The sequence below is a fragment of the Streptomyces sp. NPDC059037 genome, assembly GCF_042740015.1.
In the GTDB taxonomy this organism is placed as follows: Bacteria; Actinomycetota; Actinomycetes; order Streptomycetales; family Streptomycetaceae; genus Streptomyces.
Map to the genome: position 1 here is coordinate 2,878 of NZ_JBHYIG010000184.1, position 17,022 is coordinate 19,899.

A 17,022-nucleotide genomic window follows, 5' to 3' on the forward strand; every position below is an offset into this window, starting at 1 on the left:
CCCGCGCGCGGGGGGCGGGGGCGGGGGGGGGGGCGGCGCGGGGCGGGGGGTCGCGGGGGGGGGGGGGGGGGCTTTGGGGGGGGGGCCCCTGCGGGGGGGGGACCCCCCCCGAACCTGGCAGCTCCGCCGGCTGGATTCGAACCAGCGTCTCAAGGCTCCAAAGGCCTGCGGGATGCCGCTACCCCACGGCGGATTGCTGCTCTAAACCCTACCGGAGGAGAGGCGGGGCATGATCCCCTCGGGATGATGTCACCATTCCAGACCACCAGCCTTCGATGCGGCGGTAGAGCTCGGCGCTCTGCGATACGCGGATCACGAGGCAGCCGCGATAGCTGTCGCCCACGTTCTTCCGGACCGTCTTGGGGTTGTGCTTCTTGATGGTCGTCTTCTGGAAGGTCGAGACGTCGACCCCAACCATGTCGGCCCAGTAGTGCTCAGCGCCCTTGACGTCGGCCGTCATGTGGATCATGACCCTGTACTTCAGTCGCTCCGGTTCCACGCCCAACAGGTTCAGCCAAGCCAGGTAGATCTGGATGACGCCCGGGTCGCTGTTGACGAAGATGACGTTCTCTCGACGGGCGTACGACTTGTCTTTCGTGCCCTCTGCCCAGTAAAGGGCGGTTCCGGCAACGAGTAACTCACGCTCCGACATCGCGTCGATCTCGCGTGCCGCCGCAGCCTTGGTGTGCTTGCGCGCGTCATCCCGCACCGCGAGCTCGTGCTCCCACCGCTTCCGCGCCGCCAGCCTCGCCTGCTCCGAGGGGTCCCGTCGCTCCGGCTTAGGCAGATCCCGCACCCACAGCGAGATTGAACTCTTCGAGCACCCCAGCTCCACCTGGATCTGGTCATAGGTCATGCCCTGGAGCCGCAGTTCCCGCGCCCGCTCCCTCAGGTCGTCCTTCGCGTTCGGTCGCTTCGTCCACTCCGGTGGCGGCTCGCCCTGCAGGAGGCGGTTCAGGATGTCGTTGTTGTCGACGTAGAGCCGGTCGCGGATCTGGCGGCGGCTCAGTCCTTGCCGCCGTAAGGCGATGGCCCGCTCCCGCAGCCCCTCGAAGTCGGCGTACTTGCCCGTGATTTCCGTCATGCGGCAACCCTCGTCCGGAATGCGGACGTCCGGTTCGAGATGGTGAGCGATTCAGTAGTTCGAGGGATACCGGCAGGTTTCGCTTCTTCTCGAACGAGGGGTGTGCTGGATCACCGCGCGGAAAACTCGCCGGAAAAGGAGGGCTTCGCGCCCGTAGGCTGGAAGGCATGACCACGACGGGGGAGAGCCACAGGGCGGCCGGGGGCGGGCCGTGGTGGTGGGAGCGGCGGCGTAGTGCCGTGCTTGATGTGGGGCTCGCGCTGGTTTCGGCGGCGGAGTGCGGTGCCGAGGGGATCACGTTTTCGGGGGATACGGGGATTCCGGCGCCGGTCGGCGTGGCCTTCGGGGCCGTGGCCGGGGCGTCGTTGGTGCTGCGGCGGCGGTGGCCGATCGCGGTGGTGCTGGTCTCGATCGCGATCACGCCTGCTCAGATGGGGATTGTGCTGACCATCGTGGGGCTGTATTCGCTGGCGGCCTCCGAGTTGCCGCGGCGGATCATCGGGTCGCTCGCGGGGATGTCGCTGCTCGGGACGCTCATCGTCACGTTGGTGCGGACGCGGCAGGACATGGCGAGCGGGGATCTGGCGTTCGCTGAGGGGTTCATACCGTTCATTGCGATTACGACGTCCATTGGTGTCACCGCGCCGCCGATTCTGCTCGGTATGTATGTGGGGGCCCGGCGGCGGCTCATGGAGAGTCTGCGGGAGCGTGCCGACAGCCTGGAGCGGGAGTTGCAGCTGCTTGCCGAGCGGGCCGAGGAGCGGGCCGAGTGGGCGCGTAATGAGGAGCGGACGCGGATCGCGCGGGAGATGCATGACGTTGTCGCGCACCGGGTGAGTCTGATGGTCGTGCATGCGGCTGCCTTGCAGGCCGTTGCCCGTAAGGATCCTGAGAAGGCTGTGAAGAATGCCGCCCTGGTCGGTGACATGGGGCGGCAGGCGTTGACGGAGCTGCGGGAGATGCTCGGGGTGCTGCGGACCGGTGAGGCGAGCACGCGGCCGGGTGTGCAGCGTGCGTCGGCGTCCGAGGCCGTGCCGCTCGCCGCGGTGGGGTTCGCCGCGGCGGCTGCCGCTTCGCGTGCGGTCGATGAGGACGGGCCGTGTCTGGCGGAGCTCGACGAGTTGGTGGGGCAGTCCCGTGCGGCGGGGATGGCGGTGGATCTGTCCGTGGAGGGGGAGTCGCGTGCGTATGCCGCCGAGGTGGAGCAGACCGCGTATCGGGTGGTCCAGGAGGCGTTGACGAACGTGCACAAGCACGCGGCGGGCGCGAAGACGTATGTGCGGCTCGCGCATCGTGGTGCGGAGATCGCGATGCAGGTCGAGAACGAGCCGCCGCCGGAGGCGGGTCCCGGGGACGCGCGGCTGCCGAGCGGTGGCAATGGGCTTGTGGGGATGAAGGAGCGGGTCACCGCGCTGGGCGGGGTGTTCGTGTCGGGGCCGACGGACGCGGGCGGCTTCCGCGTGTCGGCGGTGCTGCCGGCTGGGGCTTGAGCACCCTTCGGGGAGTGCCCCGAAGGGGCGCGGGGAACTGCGCGACCGGCCACGACGGTGTCGCAGACGACAGACGGCCCTTCCGGCGGAGCGCTCGGCTCAGCCTGCCGTCAGGCGCTCCGGCCGGGTGCCCGACAGCAGGGTGGCCAGCGCCTGGTCGATATGCGCGCCGAGGTACCAGTCGCCGCTGTGGTCGAGGGAGTACACGCGGCCCGCTGCGTCGATGGCGAGCAGGGCCTGCGTCTCGGTCTCCTCGCCGATGGGGCAGACCTCGGAGTCCAGGGCGCGGCCCAGGTCGCCCAGGGTGCGGGCCATGTGGAGGCCGTACAGCGGGTCGAGGTGCATGGCGGCGGGGGCTATCTGGCGGCCGGGGCCCTGCGGGGTGATGTGCAGTCCGCCGAATTCGGCCCAGGCCTCGACGGCCGCGGGGAAGACGGTGTGCCGGTGGCCCGCGGGTGAGGTGTGGCTGCGCAGTGCGTCGGCCCAGATCTCTGCCTGCTTTATGTCCCAGCGTCCGGGGCGCCAGCCGGCCGCGCGCAGGGCGGCGTCGACGGGGACGGGGAAGCGGGGGTTGGCGGCAGTGGTGGGGTGCTGCTGTTCGGTGTGCATGGGCCCTCGTTGCGGTAGCGCGGCTCGGTGGGAGGTCAGGCTTCGGGGGTGGTCGGGTCCACGACTCGTACGCCGAAGTGTGCTGTGAGCGCGGTGCAGGAGCGGCAGGGGCGGGCGAAGCCGCCGTGCAGGGGGTCGCCGTCCTCGCGGATGCGGCGGGTGGTGAGTTTGGCGTGTTTGAGGGCTTTGCGGGCTTCGCCGTTGGTCATGGGTTTTCGTGCCGCGCGTTTGGAGCGGCTGCCGTCGGCGGCGCTGAGGTGCCGGGAGATGAGGATGGCCTCGGCGCAGCGGCCGGTGAAGCGTTCGCGCTGGCCGCTTGTGAGGGTGTCGAGAAAGTCCTGTACGAGCGGGTGCAGCGCGGGGGGCTCCTCGCCGCGGCCCGCGGTGCAGGTGAGGGTCGCGCCGCGGACGGAGAGCGCGGCGGCGACGGTGGGCAGGATGCCGTCGCGGCGCTGGCGCAGTACGGGCGCGTGGGCGGAGGCGCTGCTCCAGCCGACGCGGGGGTCGCCCGAGCCGGTGGTGCCGCTCTCGTCGGTGCCGGAAGCCGCTGTCGTGGACAGTGTGTGGCTTGACCGACCGGTTTGTGCCGTGTGCATGGTGGTGCTTCCCTCCCCGCAACTCGCGGCAGTGACCGCGTGTGCCACGCCCCCGCGTTGCGGGGACAGCCTGCCAAATGGGGCGGGTGGTGCGGAAGCTGGGGCGGCGCGACACGCCTGGCTTTCGTCGCACGGTGACGGTGCGGTGGCTGCTGGTCATGGAACCGGAGGCCCGGTGACCGGTGTCGTCCTTACGCATAGGCTGTCGACATTCGTAGTACGCAGAACAGTGCGCGAAAGAGTGCACAGAGCAGTACGCGTCGCAGTACGCACGACAGTGATCCGCAGAACCATTAACAGTGCCGCAGGGGGCAACCGCCATGACGACAGGTCGGCTGGGGCAGCAGGCCGCGCCGCCGAACGCGGCCTACGCCGGGCAGATCGTGCACTTCCCGGATCCGGTCCGGGCCTCGCGCCACCCCAGAGGTGTGCGCATGGACGAGCACGGCTATCCGAACTTTGCCGCCTACGCGCGTGCCGCGGCCGAGATCGCCGAGCCCCCGGAGGGCTTCGGTGTCGACGAGCTGCGTCTCACGGACTATGTCTCCGCGAACGCGGCGCTCGCGGCGTCGGGTCATGACCTGTGGGACACGATCCCGCCGGTGGCGACCCCGCACGGCTGGACCTGGCATCACGTGCCGGGCGGCCGCCGCCTGGAGCTGGTGCCGGTCGAGGTGAAGGCGCTGCTTCGCCATCACGGCGGTATCGCGACGACGGCCGTGGACCAGAACAAGAGGGGTACGCGCCCGCTCCAGGAGACCCGTCCCGCGCATCTCGCGCTGCCGAAGTCGGCGGTCGCGGTGTCGGAGCAGGAGATCCTCGGGGTCGAGGAGGACCTCGGTTACCGGCTGCCCGGCGCCTACCGCTCGTTCCTGAAGGCGGCGGGCGGCTGCGCGCCGGTCGGCGCCGCGCTGGACGCGGAGCTCGGTCTCCTGGTCGACCAGCCGTTCTTCACGGTGCGGGACGAGGCCGCGGTCAACGACCTGGTGTACGTGAACAAATGTCTGCGCGACCATCTCACCAAGGACTATCTGGGTGTGGGCTTCGTGCAGGGCGGGCTGCTCGCCGTGAAGGTCAAGGGCGACCGGATCGGTTCGGTGTGGTTCTGCGCGTACGACGACGCCCGGGACGTCTCGGAAGCTGCCGGGTGGCAGCCGGCCGAGCGGGTGGAGCGGCTGCTGCTGCCGTGCGGCGACGATTTCGACGCGTTCTTGTCCCGGCTCGCGGGGAACCCGCCGGAGCTGGAGACCGTGGCGAACCTGATGGTGGACGGCGGCTTCGCGCGCGCCGTTCCGGTGGGGGAGTGACTTGGCGATGGTGACCTTCGCGCAGGCGCAGGAGCGCGCCGAGGAGTGGATCAACGGCGATGTGCCGGGCTACCAGCATCGTGAGGTGCGGGTCCGGGAGTTCGACCTCGGCTTTGTCGTGTGGGCGGAGGACCGGGAGAACGGTCCGGTGTCCGACGGCGGCAGGCAGCGGCTCGTCATCGCGCGGGACAGCGGTGAGGCCACGCTCTGGCCGGGTCTTCCGGTCGGTGAGGTGATTCGCCGGTACGAAGAGGAGTACGGCGTCCAGGACGCGGCTCCGCAGGATCCGGCACCGGCACCGCCGGAGCGGGTCGACCTGAATCAGACGTCGTTCCTGTTGAGTCCTCCGGAGTGGCTCCAGGAGGCGGCGGACAAGCTGGGCATCCCGGATCGGCGGGCGGATGCGTCCAACGGGGCGGGTGTGGCCGGGGGTTCGGCCGCGGCTCCGGCAACTCCGGCTCCCGCTGCTCCTGTTGCTCCCTCCGCCCCCGAGCCCGCCGCTCCGGCGCCCGCACCTGCGCCCGCTGCTTCGGCTGCGCCCGAGGCGCCCGGTGGCGGTACGCCGTGGCCGGCGGCCGGTGCGTCGGGCGGTGCGCCCGCCGGTGCCGCTCCGTGGGACGGCACCGACACCAACGGGCAGTCGGGCGACGAGGGTTCGGTGCCCGCGCCCGCGACGGTCTTCGCGCCGCCGCTGGTCGGCGGTGACGACGACGACACCCCGCCGCCCGGTGTTTCGCCGGAGGCCAAGACCGCGCTGATGCACGGCGGCAGCCGGCTTCCGTCGACGACGGTGGCGCCCGCCCTTGACGTTCCGGGCGCGGGTGCGCCGCAGGCCCCGGCGGCTCCGGGACCGAACCTGCCTCCGCCGCCGGCCGGTGGCGCGGTGAACATGCCGCCGCCTCCGGGAGCGGGCGTGCCGGACGCTTCCGCGTACGGCTATCCGCAGGGGCCCGCGGCTCCCGTGCCGCCCGGTGCCGGGGACATCGCCGACGCCGCGACCAGCAAGGCGGAGGCGCCGCCGCGGTCCGCCCGTGGGAGCGGTGCGGGGACGCCGCCGCCTCCGAGCGCGCCGGGGACTCCCGGTGTGGCTCCGGGGAGTACGCCGCCGCCGTCCGGGCCCGGTGCTCCGGGTACGCCGGCGGGCGGTTATGTCCCGACGCAGCTCGTCTCGGCGCTGGGGCCGGACGGGCCTCAGCCGCCTGCGGCTCCGGGGGCTCCTGCGGCTCCTGGTGCTCCTGGTGCTCCCGCGGCGCCGGGTGCGCCGGGTGCTCCTGGTGCTCCTGGTGCTCCTGGTGCTCCTGGTGCGCCGCAGCCTCCTGGGCCTCCCGGTACGCCGGGTACGCCTCCGGGTGGGGTGCACCATGCCGCCACGATGCTGGCCGACCCGAGCATGGGCGGCCCCGGCGGGATCAAGCCGCCGGGCGCTCCCCAGCCCCCTGGCGCTCCGGGTGCTCCCGGCGCCCCGGGCGCTCCCGGCACCCCGCCCCCCGGCGGCGGTGTCCACCACGCAGCGACGATGCTGGCCGGACCCGCGGTCGGCGGTCCCGGTGCGCCGTTGCCGCCGCAGGGTCCCGGTGCTCCCGGCATGCCGCCGCCCGCGCCGGGCCAGCCGTACGGCTACCCGCAGCCGCCCACCGGTCAGCCGACCGTCGGCCCCGGCTACCAGGCCGTACTGCGCTACCGCGCGGCCGACGGCTCCGAGCAGCAGCTCATCCGCCGCTCGGCGCCCGGCACCCCGCACCCGGAGTGGCAGATCCTGCACGAGCTGCGCGGCATGAACGTGCCGCCGCAGCAGGTGCTCGAACTCCACACCGAGCTGGAGTCCTGCGAGCTGCCCGGTGCGTACTGCGCCCGCATGATCCGCGAGACGTGGCCGCAGGCGCGGATCACGTCCATCGCCCCGTACGGCAAGGACCACGCGTCCCGGCAGGGCGGCATGCAGCAACTGATCGCGCACCAGGGCGAGTTGCACCAGGTCGCGGACGGTCCGGCGCGCCCCGCGCCGGTGCGCGCGCCGCTGCCGCAGGTGCAGCCCGCGCCGCCGATTCCGCCGGAGGGCGTGGCGCAGGAGCTGGCGGGCGCGTTCGGGCCCGGCATCTTCCGCTTCGACCAGCGGGCGGTGTCCCGGCAGGGCGTGCCGGACATCGTGGCGCACACGCTCGTCGTGGCGGGTCTGCCCGTCGACTTCGGGCCGTTCTTCTGGGCGCAGGCCCAGCCGGGGCGTCCGGTGCCGACGCTTGCCGAGACGGCGCAGGAGCGGGGCGTGCAGCCGGCGTCGGACGCCGGTTCGTACCTCGTCATGGGCAGCGACTTCGGCCGGGCGATCTGTGTCCAGTACGGCACGGCGAACATCGTGGCCGTGCCGGTGGAGGCGGGTCCCGGCGGGGCTTCGGTGCCGCCGCAGTTCGTGAACACGGGGCTGCCCGAGTTCACCCGCTGCCTGGCGCTGCTCGGCCGGATGTGGCGGCTGCGGTTCGGGCTCAACCAGGAGCAGGCGGGGCGCTGGACCGTCGACTTCCAGAGCCAGCTTGCCGCGCTCGACCCGGCGGCGCTTGCGTCTCCGGAGAGCTGGTGGTCGGTGCTGCTTGAGCAGATGTGGGACGGCTTGCTGTAGCTCCCGGCGGTTGTGACACGAGGCGCTCGGCCCTGTTTGGGGGGCGGGCGCCTCGTTTGTGTGTTCAGTCGCCGCTTCGCGGCGGATCTTCCCCGCCCGCCCACCCGATCACCCCGCATTCCCCGGCCCCGAACAAGCCTTTCCCGCCCACCCGCCCGATTGCCCGGGGTATCGGGTGGGTGGGAGAGGCCGTCGTGAAGCGGTGGCTCGTGCTGTGTCGTGGCGCATTGTGAGAGAGATTCCGGCTTTGGGCGGGAAATGGCGCATCCTTGACCGGGTGAGATGAGCGGAGTGTCGCGTTATGAGCGAATCCGCTTGATCCATCAAGATGTGCGCCAATCGCGTAGTACGCGCGTGGTGCCTCGGAGAGGGGATTCAACGATGAGCAGCGGTGCAACGGCCTCGCCGTACGGCTTCGTCGCCGTGCGCGGGCGCGGCTACCGGCCCGGGCAGGTGGACGCGTACGCCTCCGGTCTTTCCCGGGACCGTGACGGCGCGTGGGAGCGCGCGGCGCGGCTCACCGTCCTCGCCAAGGACATGGAGGCGGAGGCGGCGCGGCTGCGGGACGTGGTCGCGCGGCTCGCCCCGCAGACGTACGAGGAGCTCGGCGAGCGCGCACAGGAGATCCTGGCGGTCAGCGAGGCGGAGGCCGAAGCGCTGCGGGCGGCCGCGGAGGCCGACGCGCTGCGGGTGGGCGAGGCCGCCGACGCGGCGGCGCGGGAGGTGCGTGAGGCCGCAGGTGCGTACGCCGACGGGCTGCTCGCCGAGGCCGATGAGCGGGCCGGGAAGCGGCTGCTCGCGGCCCGCGCCGCTGCGGACGAGGCGCGGATCGCGGCCCGCCGTGATGTGAAGGAGTGCCGCGGCGAGGCGCTCGCCGCGCTGCGGGAGATGCGGCAGCGCAGTGCCGCGCTCCTGGAGGAGCAGGAGAAGGAGCACGCCGAGCGCTGGGAGGCGGCCGAGCGGGAGATCGCCCGGCGGGAGGCGGCGGCCGAGGCGCAGGAGGCCTCGCTCGTGGCCGCGGCCCAGGCCCGCCTGTCCGAGGCCGAGCGGGCCTTTGCCGAGGCTGAGGAGTCCGCCCGCCACGGGCAGGAGGACGCGGAGGCGCGTGCCGCGGAGCTGGTCGCTGCCGCGGGGGTGCGGGAGGAAGGGGTCGCCCGGGAGACGGAGCGGGTTCTGCGGGAGCACGGTGAGGAGTGGGAGGAGGTTCGGGCGCACATGGAGCATGTGCGGAGCAGTCTCGCTGCGCTGACTCGGCGGGTGTCCTAGACGCCGCTTCGCGGCGATCTTTTTCCCGCCCACCCACCCGATTACCCCGTAGCGACTTCAGCTCCGCTTGATGCCCGCCAGGATCCAGCCCTCCACCGCCTCGTACTGCCTGCGCTGCTCCTCCGACTCCCTGCGGCCGGACGACACCGTGCCCAGCCAGCCGAGCAGGAAGCCGAGGGGGATGGAGACGATGCCGGTCGTGGTGAACGGGAACCAGTTGAAGTCCAGGTCGGGGAAGGCCGAAGCCGGGGAGCCCGAGACCAGGTTGGTGCCCGTCATGAGGATGACGGAGCCCAGCGTGCCGCCGATCAGCGTCCACAGCAGGCCCCTGCGGGTGAAGCGGCGCCAGAAGAGGCTGTAGACCAGCGCGGGCGCGAGGGCGGACGCGCCCAGGCAGAACGAGAGCGTCACCAGCGGCTGCAGATTGCGGTGCTGCACCAGGACCGCGAGGAAGATCGCCAGGCCGCCGACGGCGAAGGCCGATACGCGGGCGAGCGTCATCTCCCGGCGCGGTGTGATGCCGCGGCGGCGGTGCGCGAAGACGTCGTGGGCCAGCGAGTTGGCGCAGGCCAGGATCATTCCCGCGACCGAGGCGAGCAGCGTGAGGAAGATCGCCGTGGTGACCGTCGTGAAGACGAGGGTCTCCACCGTCGACGCGTTCGCGCCGAACACCGCCTTGGAGCCCATCAGATACGCCGTGTTGCCCTGCGGGTCCGCCTGGGCGATCGCCGCCCGCCCGATCATCGCCGTCGCGCCGAAGCCGACGATGGAGATGATGAGCACGAAGAGGGCGACCGAGGACACCGCCCAGGACATCGAGCGCCGTATCTCGGGTGCGCTGCGTGCCGTGTACATGCGCATGGTGACGTGCGGCAGGCAGGCCCCGCCGAGCACCACCGTCAGCTCCGAACTGATCATGTCCAGGCGGGGGTTGGGGCCGCCCGAGAACTGCAGTCCCGACTGGAGGAAGGCGGGTCCGATGCCGCTGCCCCGCTCGGCTGCGGCGAGCAGTGCGCCCAGGTCCCAGTCGAAGCGGCGCAGGATCAGTGCGGCGATGACGAGGCCGGAGCCGAGCAGGATCACGATCTTCAGGATCTGGATGAGGGCGGTGCCCTTCATGCCGCCGATCGCCGCGTAGCTGATCATGAGGGCGCCGAGTGCGACGACGCAGCCCGTCTTCAGGCCCTCGCTGGAGAACCCGAGGATGAAGGCGAGCAGATCGCCCGCGCCCGCCAGCTGGACCAGCATCAGCGGGATCAGCGCGGCCAGCGTCGCCGCGCATGCGGTGATGCGTACGGCGCGGCCGGGCATCCGGCGGGCCAGCACGTCGCCCATGGTGAACTGCCCCGCGTTGCGCAGGGGTTCGGCCAGCAGGAACATCAGGAGCATCAGGGACAGCGCCGTGCTCAGGGCCAGGACGACACCGTCGTACCCGACGAGCGCGATCACGCCGCCGGTGCCGAGGACGGTCGCCGCGGAGATGTAGTCGCCGGCGATGGCAAGGCCGTTGCGCATCGGCGAGAGCGCGCCGTAGCCGGTGTAGAACTCGCCGAGGTCGTCGCGGTCGGGCCCGGTCAGGACGCAGAGGAGCAGGGTGAGGGTGACGACGGCGGTGAAGGCCACCAGGGACATGGCCTGTGCGGAGTCGGTGGCGAGGACGGCGGACATGTTCATGAGCGGTTCGCCTCCAACTCGGCCAGTTTGCGCAGCCGTTGGGCCAGTGGGTCGAGGAGGCGGCGGGCCGTGAACTCGTACAGCGCTATGGCGAGGAGCGTGACGGGGAGCTGGCACAGGCCGAGCAGCAGACCGACGGAGAGCCCGCCGGTGACGGTGTCCGTCATCAGGGACGGCGCGTAGGCGGAGAGGATCAGGAAGAGCGTGAAGTATCCGAGCGCGGTGAGCGTGGCCACGCGACGCTGCCAGCGGTAGGCGCTGCGCAGGAAGCGCAGGTCACTGTGGCGGCCGAGTGCCGGGTGGCGGCGGGGGCGTGGCGGCGGTGGGGGCGGCGGCGGTGCGACCGGCTGCCAGGGATAGGTGGGGTAGGACGGGGACGAGTCGTGCGGCGGGAGGTGCGGGTGGCGGGGGAGACGCAGGGGCTGCGGCTGGTACGGCCGTTGGGGAGGCGGAGATTCCTGCGGCTGGTACGGCCGCTGGGGCTGGGGCTGCGGCTCTGACTCCTGTGCCTGGCGCGACGGTTGAGCGTGGCGTGGCTGCTGCGGCTGGTACGGCCGTTGGGGCTCTGGACGCTCCGGCCGCTCTGGCTGTCCCCTCTGCTCCGGCTCATAGGGCTGCTGCGGTTGCTGAGCGCGGCGCGGCTGCTGTGCCTGCCGCGGCGGTTGAGGGTCGCGCGGCTGCTGCGGTTGTTGAGCGTGCCGCGGCTGCCCTGCCGGATATGGCTGCTGTGCCTGGCCTTTCGGTTGTTGCGGTTGCTGCAACTGGCTTGATTCGTACGGTTGTTGAGAGGGATGGGGCTGCTGAGGGTGTTGAGGGTGGTGACGGTGCGGCATCCCGGTTCTCCTTGCGCGGCGTCGGTCCGGTGCGGGACCGCAGGGAGCGAGAGGTGAGGACCGAGCACGTTACTTGTAAGTAGCGGGGCTGCGAAGGGGTTTGGGCATACTGCTGGGTCGGTTTATTCGGCCGGTTTATTCACGGGGCGTTCACGCGGCGTAGGGCCGGTTTTCTCCCCGTTCTCCGGGGTCTTCGCGCCGATTACCGGAAACCGTCGGGGCGCGAGGAAAACCAGTACGAGCAGGGCGATTACCGCCGCGCACCCGGCCCCCACGTACACCGTGTCGACGGCGGAGTCGACCGCGCGGCGCAGCCGTTCGGGGTCGGCGACCGACGCCGGGTCCTCCAGGGCGTGGGCGACCGAGTCCAGGGAGCCCGCGCCGCCGAGCCGCGAGGTGAGCACCGCGTTGGCGACCGCGCCGAAGAGGGCGGCGCCCAGGGTCTGGCCGATCTGGCGGCAGAAGAGGATGGACGCGGTCGCCGTGCCGCGCTCGGACCAGCCGACGGTGGACTGCACCCCGACGATCAGCGGGAGTTGGAAGAGCCCGAGCGCCGCGCCGAGCAGCAGCATGATCAGGGCCGGCTGCCAGGCCTGCCCCGGATAGGGCAGCAGCGGGAAGGCGAAGAGGAGGAGCGCGGCCGCGCCGATGCCGACGACCGCGGTGTTGCGGAAGCCGATCCTGCGGTACACGTGCTGGCTCAGGGCCGCCGAGACCGGCCAGCTCAGCGTCATCACGGAGAGCACGAACCCGGCGGCGATCGGCGCGAGGCCGAGCACGGACTGCGCGTACGTCGGCAGGAAGACCGTCGGGGCGACCATCAGGAGGCCGAGCGCGCCCAGGGCGAGATTGACGGCGGCGATGGTGCGGCGCCGCCAGACCCAGCCCGGCAGGATCGGTTCGGCCGCCCGCCGCTCGATGACCACGACGGCGGCCGCGAGCGCGAGGCCCGCCGCGAAGAGCGCGAGCGAGGGCGCGGACAGCCAGCCCCAGGCGACGCCGCCCTGCACGAGCGCGGTGAGCAGGACGCCGCCGCAGGCGAAGACGGCGAGCGCGCCCGCCCAGTCGGTGCGCCCCCGGGCGGTGGCCGCCGCCCGCTCCGGCTCGTGCAGATGGCGCACGATCAGCCACAGGGCCACCGCCCCGATGGGCAGATTGATCAGGAAGATCCAGCGCCAGTCGGCGTACGCGGCGATCAGGCCGCCCAGGGCCGGTCCCGCGATCGACGACGCGGCCCACACGGTGGACAACTTGGCCTGGATCTTGGGGCGTTCCTCCAGCGGATAGAGATCGGCGGCGAGTGTCTGCACCGTCCCCTGCAGCGCGCCGCCGCCCAGGCCCTGTACGACGCGGAAGGCGATCAGCGCCCCCATGTTCCAGGCGCTCGCGCAGAGGGCGGAGCCGATCAGGAAGAGGATGCTGCCCGCGATGAGGACGGGCTTGCGGCCGAAGGTGTCGGAGAGCTTGCCGTAGATGGGCAGGGTGACCGTGACGGCGAGCAGATAGCCGGAGAAGAGCCAGGAGAAGACGGAGAAGCCGCCGAGGTCGCCGACGATCTGCGGGATGGCGGTCGAGACGATCGTGGAGTCCAGGGCCGCGAGGGCCATGGCGAGCATCAGCGCGGCGACGACGGGCCCGCGGCGTCGTATGTCGTCAGTGCCCACCGAGATTCCTTCCCCCTGCACGTAATTGCTCCGGGCCACCTTCTCACCCGATGCGTGGTGGGGGCAGGGGGTGGAGACCTTCTCGGCAGGTGGGGCGGTGTCCGGTCGGTACGAGGGTGGAGTGATCCCCGAGTCCGGCTCCACCGGCGGGTGGAGATCCCCTAGGGGAACCTCCGTACTACGGACCGGGGATCGTTCGTACCGCTGGAGGACGAGAAGGCCAGGACCCGTCCTTAGATTGGCTTTATGCCGACGGGGGCGGACCGATCGCCCTCGGGGGCGGAAGAACCACAGCTCCAGGGGTGGGGTTTTCCCCAGTAAAAGACTGCGCCGGGCACCAGCGCGCAAGACCCCCTCGGCCGACCAGACTCTTTATGCGTAGCGAACACGCCTGACCCACCGCGTAACCGACTTAGGAGACTTACCGTGACATCGGCTGTAACCATTCCCAGGCACGGGGGCACTGGAGGGCGTACGGCCGTGGCGGCACGGGCGCGCCAGGTCGTGAAGGCGTACGGATCCGGGGAGACCCGGGTGGTGGCCCTTGACCACATCGACGTGGACATCGCCCGCGGGCAGTTCACCGCGATCATGGGTCCTTCCGGCTCCGGAAAGTCGACCCTGATGCACTGCCTCGCCGGACTCGACACCGTGTCCTCCGGGCAGATATACCTCGACGAGACCGAGATCACCGGCCTGAAGGACAAGAAGCTCACGCAGCTGCGCCGGGACCGGATCGGCTTCATCTTCCAGGCGTTCAACCTGCTTCCGACGCTCAACGCCATCGAGAACATCACGCTCCCGATGGACATCGCGGGCCGCAAGCCCGACCGCGGCTGGCTCGACCAGGTCGTCGAGACGGTGGGCCTCGCGGGCCGCCTCAAGCACCGCCCGACCGAGCTCTCCGGCGGCCAGCAGCAGCGTGTCGCAGTGGCCCGCGCGCTCGCCTCCCGGCCCGAGATCATCTTCGGCGACGAACCGACAGGAAACCTCGACTCCCGTGCCGGGGCGGAGGTGTTGGGCTTCCTGCGCCGTTCGGTGACCGAGCTCGGTCAGACCATCGTGATGGTCACGCACGACCCGGTGGCCGCCTCGTACGCGGACCGGGTGCTGTATCTCGCGGACGGACGGATCGTCGACGAGATGTACTCGCCGACCGCCGAGACGGTCCTTGACCGCATGAAGGACTTCGACGCGCGGGGGCGTACGTCATGACCGTTCTCAAGACCTCGATGCGCAACTTCTTCGCGCACAAGGGCCGCATGGCGCTCTCCGCGGTGGCCGTGGTCCTCTCGGTGGCGTTCGTCTGCGGCACGCTCGTCTTCTCCGACACGATGAACACGACGTTCGACAAGCTCTTCGCCGCGACGTCCGCCGATGTCACCGTCACCTCCAAGTCCGCGACGGACCCCGGTGAGCGGCCCGACACGGGCAAGCCCGAGTCGATGCCCGCGTCGGTCGTCGGCCAGGCGAAGAAGGCGGACGGCGTGAAGTCCGCCGAGGGCGCCGTCAGCAGCGAGAGCGTGACCGTCGTCAACTCCGAGAAGGAGAACGTCGGTCCCACCAACGGCGGCCCGACCATCGCGGGCAACTGGACGCGCAACGACCTGCGTTCGATGGACATCACCTCCGGGCACGCCCCGCGCGGCCCCACCGACGTGATGATCGACGCCGACACCGCCGACAAGCACGACCTGAAGATCGGCGACGAACTGCGCACGATCGCCGTCTCCGGCGACCACACCGCCAGGATCTCCGGCATAGCCACCTTCAAGGTGACCAACCCCGGTGCCGCGATCGTCTACTTCGACACCGCCACCGCACAGCGCGAACTGCTCGGCACCACCGGCCGGTTCACGCACGTCAACGTCTCCGCCGAGGCCGGCGTCAGCGACGCGGCGCTCAAGCGGAACGTCACCGACACGATGGGCGCGGACGCCTCCGCGTACAAGGTCAAGACGCAGAAGGAGAGCGCGGACGACAACCGCGAGAGCGTCAGCGGCTTCCTGAACGTGATGAAGTACGCGATGCTCGGCTTCGCCGGGATCGCCTTCCTCGTCGGCATCTTCCTCATCATCAACACCTTCTCGATGCTGGTCGCCCAGCGCACCCGCGAGATCGGCCTGATGCGCGCCATCGGATCGAGCCGCAAGCAGGTCAACCGCTCCGTGCTCGTCGAGGCGCTGCTGCTCGGTGTCTTCGGCTCGGTCCTCGGCGTCGGCGCGGGCGTCGGGCTCGCCGTCGGCCTGATGCAGCTGATGTCCGGCATGGGCATGGAGCTGTCCACCCAGGACCTCACCGTCAAGTGGACGACCCCCGTGGTGGGCATGGTCCTCGGCGTCGTCGTCACCGTCCTCGCCGCCTACCTCCCCGCACGACGGGCCGGCAAGGTCTCCCCGATGGCCGCGCTGCGCGACGCGGGAACCCCGGCCGACGGCAGGGCGAGCGCGCTGCGCGCGGTGATCGGCCTGGTCCTCACCGGCGCCGGCGGCTACGGCCTGTACGCCGCGTCCCAGGCGGACAAGGCGAGCGACGGCTCGCTCTTCCTCGGCGGCGGTGTCGTCCTCACCCTCATCGGCTTCGTCGTCATCGGCCCGGTCCTCGCCAACGGCGTGGTCCGCGTCATCAGTGCCGTACTCCTTCGGATGTTCGGCCCCATCGGGCGGATGGCCGAGCGCAACGCGCTGCGCAACCCGCGCCGCACCGGCGCCACCGGCGCGGCCCTGATGATCGGCCTCGCGCTTGTCGCCTGCCTCTCCGTGGTCGGCTCCTCGATGGTCGCCTCCGCCACGGACGAGCTCGACAAGTCGGTCGGCGCGGACTTCATCATCCAGTCCGACAACAACCAGGCGATCACGCCGAAGGCCGCGAAGTCCCTGGAGAAGGCCGACCACGTCGCCCACATCACCCGGTACAAGGACATCAAGGCCGACCTGACGCCCCCGAACGGCAAGGTCGCCAAGGAGGTCGGCCTGAGCGCCGCCGACGCGACGTACGCGCAGGATGTGCGCAGCGAGACGGTCGCGGGCAGGCTCGCCGACGCCTACAAGCCGGACTCCATGTCGGTCGGCGAGGACTTCGCCAAGGACCACGGCATCACCGTCGGCGACAAGGTGAAGCTCGCCTTCGACCGCGGCCGGACGGGCGAGATCACGGTCCGCGCCATCACGTCGAGCGACGCCACGATCGACTCGGGCGCGATGTACGTGAACATCTCGACCGCCGCGCAGTACGTGCCCGCCGACCGGATGCCGCCGAACGAGATCATGTTCGCCAAGGCGGAGAAGGGGCAGCAGGACGCGGCGTACAAGTCGCTGAAGGCGTCCATGGCGGACTACCCGCAGTACAAGGTCATGGACCAGACCGACTTCAAGGAGACGCTGAAGGACCAGGTCGGCCAGATGCTGAACATGGTCTACGGCCTGCTCGCCCTCGCGATCATCGTCGCCGTCCTGGGTGTCGTGAACACCCTGGCCCTCTCGGTCGTCGAGCGGACCCGCGAGATCGGCCTGATGCGCGCCATCGGCCTCTCGCGCCGCCAGCTGCGCCGCATGATCCGCATGGAGTCGGTGGTCATCGCCCTCTTCGGCGCGCTGCTCGGCCTGGGCCTGGGCATGGGCTGGGGCGCCACGGCGCAGCAGCTGCTCGCCCTGGAGGGCCTGAAGGTCCTGGAGATCCCCTGGCCGACGATCATCACGGTCTTCATCGGCTCGGCGTTCGTGGGCCTGTTCGCGGCGCTGGTCCCGGCCTTCAGGGCGGGCCGGATGAACGTCCTGAACGCCATCGCCACCGAATAGCTCCCGCTACGGGGGTGCGGGGAATCGGCCCCCGGCGGGGGGGGGGCGCGCCCGGGGGGCCGCGGCGGGGGGGGGGGGGGGGGGGTGT

The 17,022-nt window shown here is 71.2% G+C and carries 13 protein-coding genes and 1 tRNA gene; 7 read left to right on the forward strand and 7 right to left on the reverse strand.

The genetic code is table 11. The annotated features are described in order from the left end of the window. Nucleotides 1–121: 121 nt before the first annotated feature. Nucleotides 122–193 (reverse strand) — tRNA-Gln (locus ACFWY6_RS30380). A gap of 15 nt (nt 194–208) precedes the next feature. Then, nucleotides 209–1,084 (reverse strand): hypothetical protein, encoded by an 876-nt coding sequence (locus ACFWY6_RS30385; protein WP_384696992.1) that lies wholly within the window; start codon nt 1,082–1,084, stop codon nt 209–211. A gap of 167 nt (nt 1,085–1,251) precedes the next feature. Between ACFWY6_RS30385 and ACFWY6_RS30390 the strand changes: the two genes are divergently transcribed. Continuing rightward, a complete protein-coding gene (locus ACFWY6_RS30390) occupies nt 1,252–2,574 on the forward strand; it encodes a sensor histidine kinase (RefSeq protein WP_384696994.1) in 1,323 nt (440 codons plus the stop codon). Between the two features lie 99 nt (nt 2,575–2,673). On the opposite strand, the gene ACFWY6_RS30395 is transcribed toward ACFWY6_RS30390, so the two are convergent. Further along, nucleotides 2,674–3,183: an SUKH-3 domain-containing protein gene (locus tag ACFWY6_RS30395; protein WP_384696997.1), complete on the reverse strand. Its 510-nt coding sequence runs from the start codon at nt 3,181–3,183 to the stop codon at nt 2,674–2,676. 35 nt (nt 3,184–3,218) lie between these two features. Further along, nucleotides 3,219–3,779 (reverse strand): YwqJ-related putative deaminase, encoded by a 561-nt coding sequence (locus tag ACFWY6_RS30400; protein ID WP_384696999.1) that lies wholly within the window; start codon nt 3,777–3,779, stop codon nt 3,219–3,221. Nucleotides 3,780–4,099: 320 nt separating this feature from the next. On the opposite strand from ACFWY6_RS30400, the gene ACFWY6_RS30405 reads away from it, so the two are divergent. From ACFWY6_RS30405 to ACFWY6_RS30415, 3 genes are all read left to right on the forward strand, one after another. Beyond that, complete coding sequence (locus ACFWY6_RS30405) at nt 4,100–5,086, forward strand: SMI1/KNR4 family protein (protein WP_384697002.1); 987 nt, start codon at nt 4,100–4,102, stop codon at nt 5,084–5,086. A gap of 7 nt (nt 5,087–5,093) precedes the next feature. Continuing rightward, the gene (locus ACFWY6_RS30410) at nt 5,094–7,700 is read left to right on the forward strand and encodes an SUKH-4 family immunity protein (RefSeq protein WP_384697005.1); all 2,607 of its coding nucleotides are present in this window, start codon (nt 5,094–5,096) and stop codon (nt 7,698–7,700) included. Between the two features lie 381 nt (nt 7,701–8,081). Continuing rightward, on the forward strand, nt 8,082–8,966 hold the full coding sequence (locus tag ACFWY6_RS30415) for a cellulose-binding protein (protein ID WP_384697008.1): 885 nt from the start codon (nt 8,082–8,084) through the stop codon (nt 8,964–8,966). A gap of 57 nt (nt 8,967–9,023) precedes the next feature. Here the strand turns inward: ACFWY6_RS30415 and ACFWY6_RS30420 are convergent, their stop codons facing one another. Then, nucleotides 9,024–10,640 carry a cation acetate symporter gene (locus tag ACFWY6_RS30420; RefSeq protein ID WP_384697011.1) on the reverse strand — a complete coding sequence of 539 codons (1,617 nt, stop codon included), beginning with the start codon at nt 10,638–10,640 and terminating at the stop codon, nt 9,024–9,026. Beyond that, nucleotides 10,637–11,059, reverse strand: a complete 423-nt coding sequence (locus ACFWY6_RS30425; RefSeq protein ID WP_384697015.1) for a DUF485 domain-containing protein — start codon at nt 11,057–11,059, stop codon at nt 10,637–10,639. Before ACFWY6_RS30425 ends, ACFWY6_RS30420 begins: the two co-directional genes overlap by 4 nt. A gap of 108 nt (nt 11,060–11,167) precedes the next feature. Here ACFWY6_RS30425 and ACFWY6_RS30430 point away from each other — a divergent pair, with 108 nt between their 5' ends. Next, entirely contained in the window at nt 11,168–11,410 is a 243-nt protein-coding gene (locus ACFWY6_RS30430; protein WP_384697021.1) for a hypothetical protein, read from the forward strand. Nucleotides 11,411–11,595: 185 nt separating this feature from the next. Here the strand turns inward: ACFWY6_RS30430 and ACFWY6_RS30435 are convergent, their stop codons facing one another. Beyond that, nucleotides 11,596–13,089: an MFS transporter gene (locus ACFWY6_RS30435; RefSeq protein WP_384697018.1), complete on the reverse strand. Its 1,494-nt coding sequence runs from the start codon at nt 13,087–13,089 to the stop codon at nt 11,596–11,598. A 474-nt stretch (nt 13,090–13,563) separates the two neighbouring features. Here ACFWY6_RS30435 and ACFWY6_RS30440 point away from each other — a divergent pair, with 474 nt between their 5' ends. Next, entirely contained in the window at nt 13,564–14,352 is a 789-nt protein-coding gene (locus ACFWY6_RS30440; protein ID WP_363270078.1) for an ABC transporter ATP-binding protein, read from the forward strand. Further along, entirely contained in the window at nt 14,349–16,934 is a 2,586-nt protein-coding gene (locus ACFWY6_RS30445) for an ABC transporter permease (RefSeq protein WP_384697014.1), read from the forward strand. The genes ACFWY6_RS30440 and ACFWY6_RS30445 overlap by 4 nt, the downstream gene beginning before the upstream one ends. Nucleotides 16,935–17,022 lie beyond the last annotated feature (88 nt).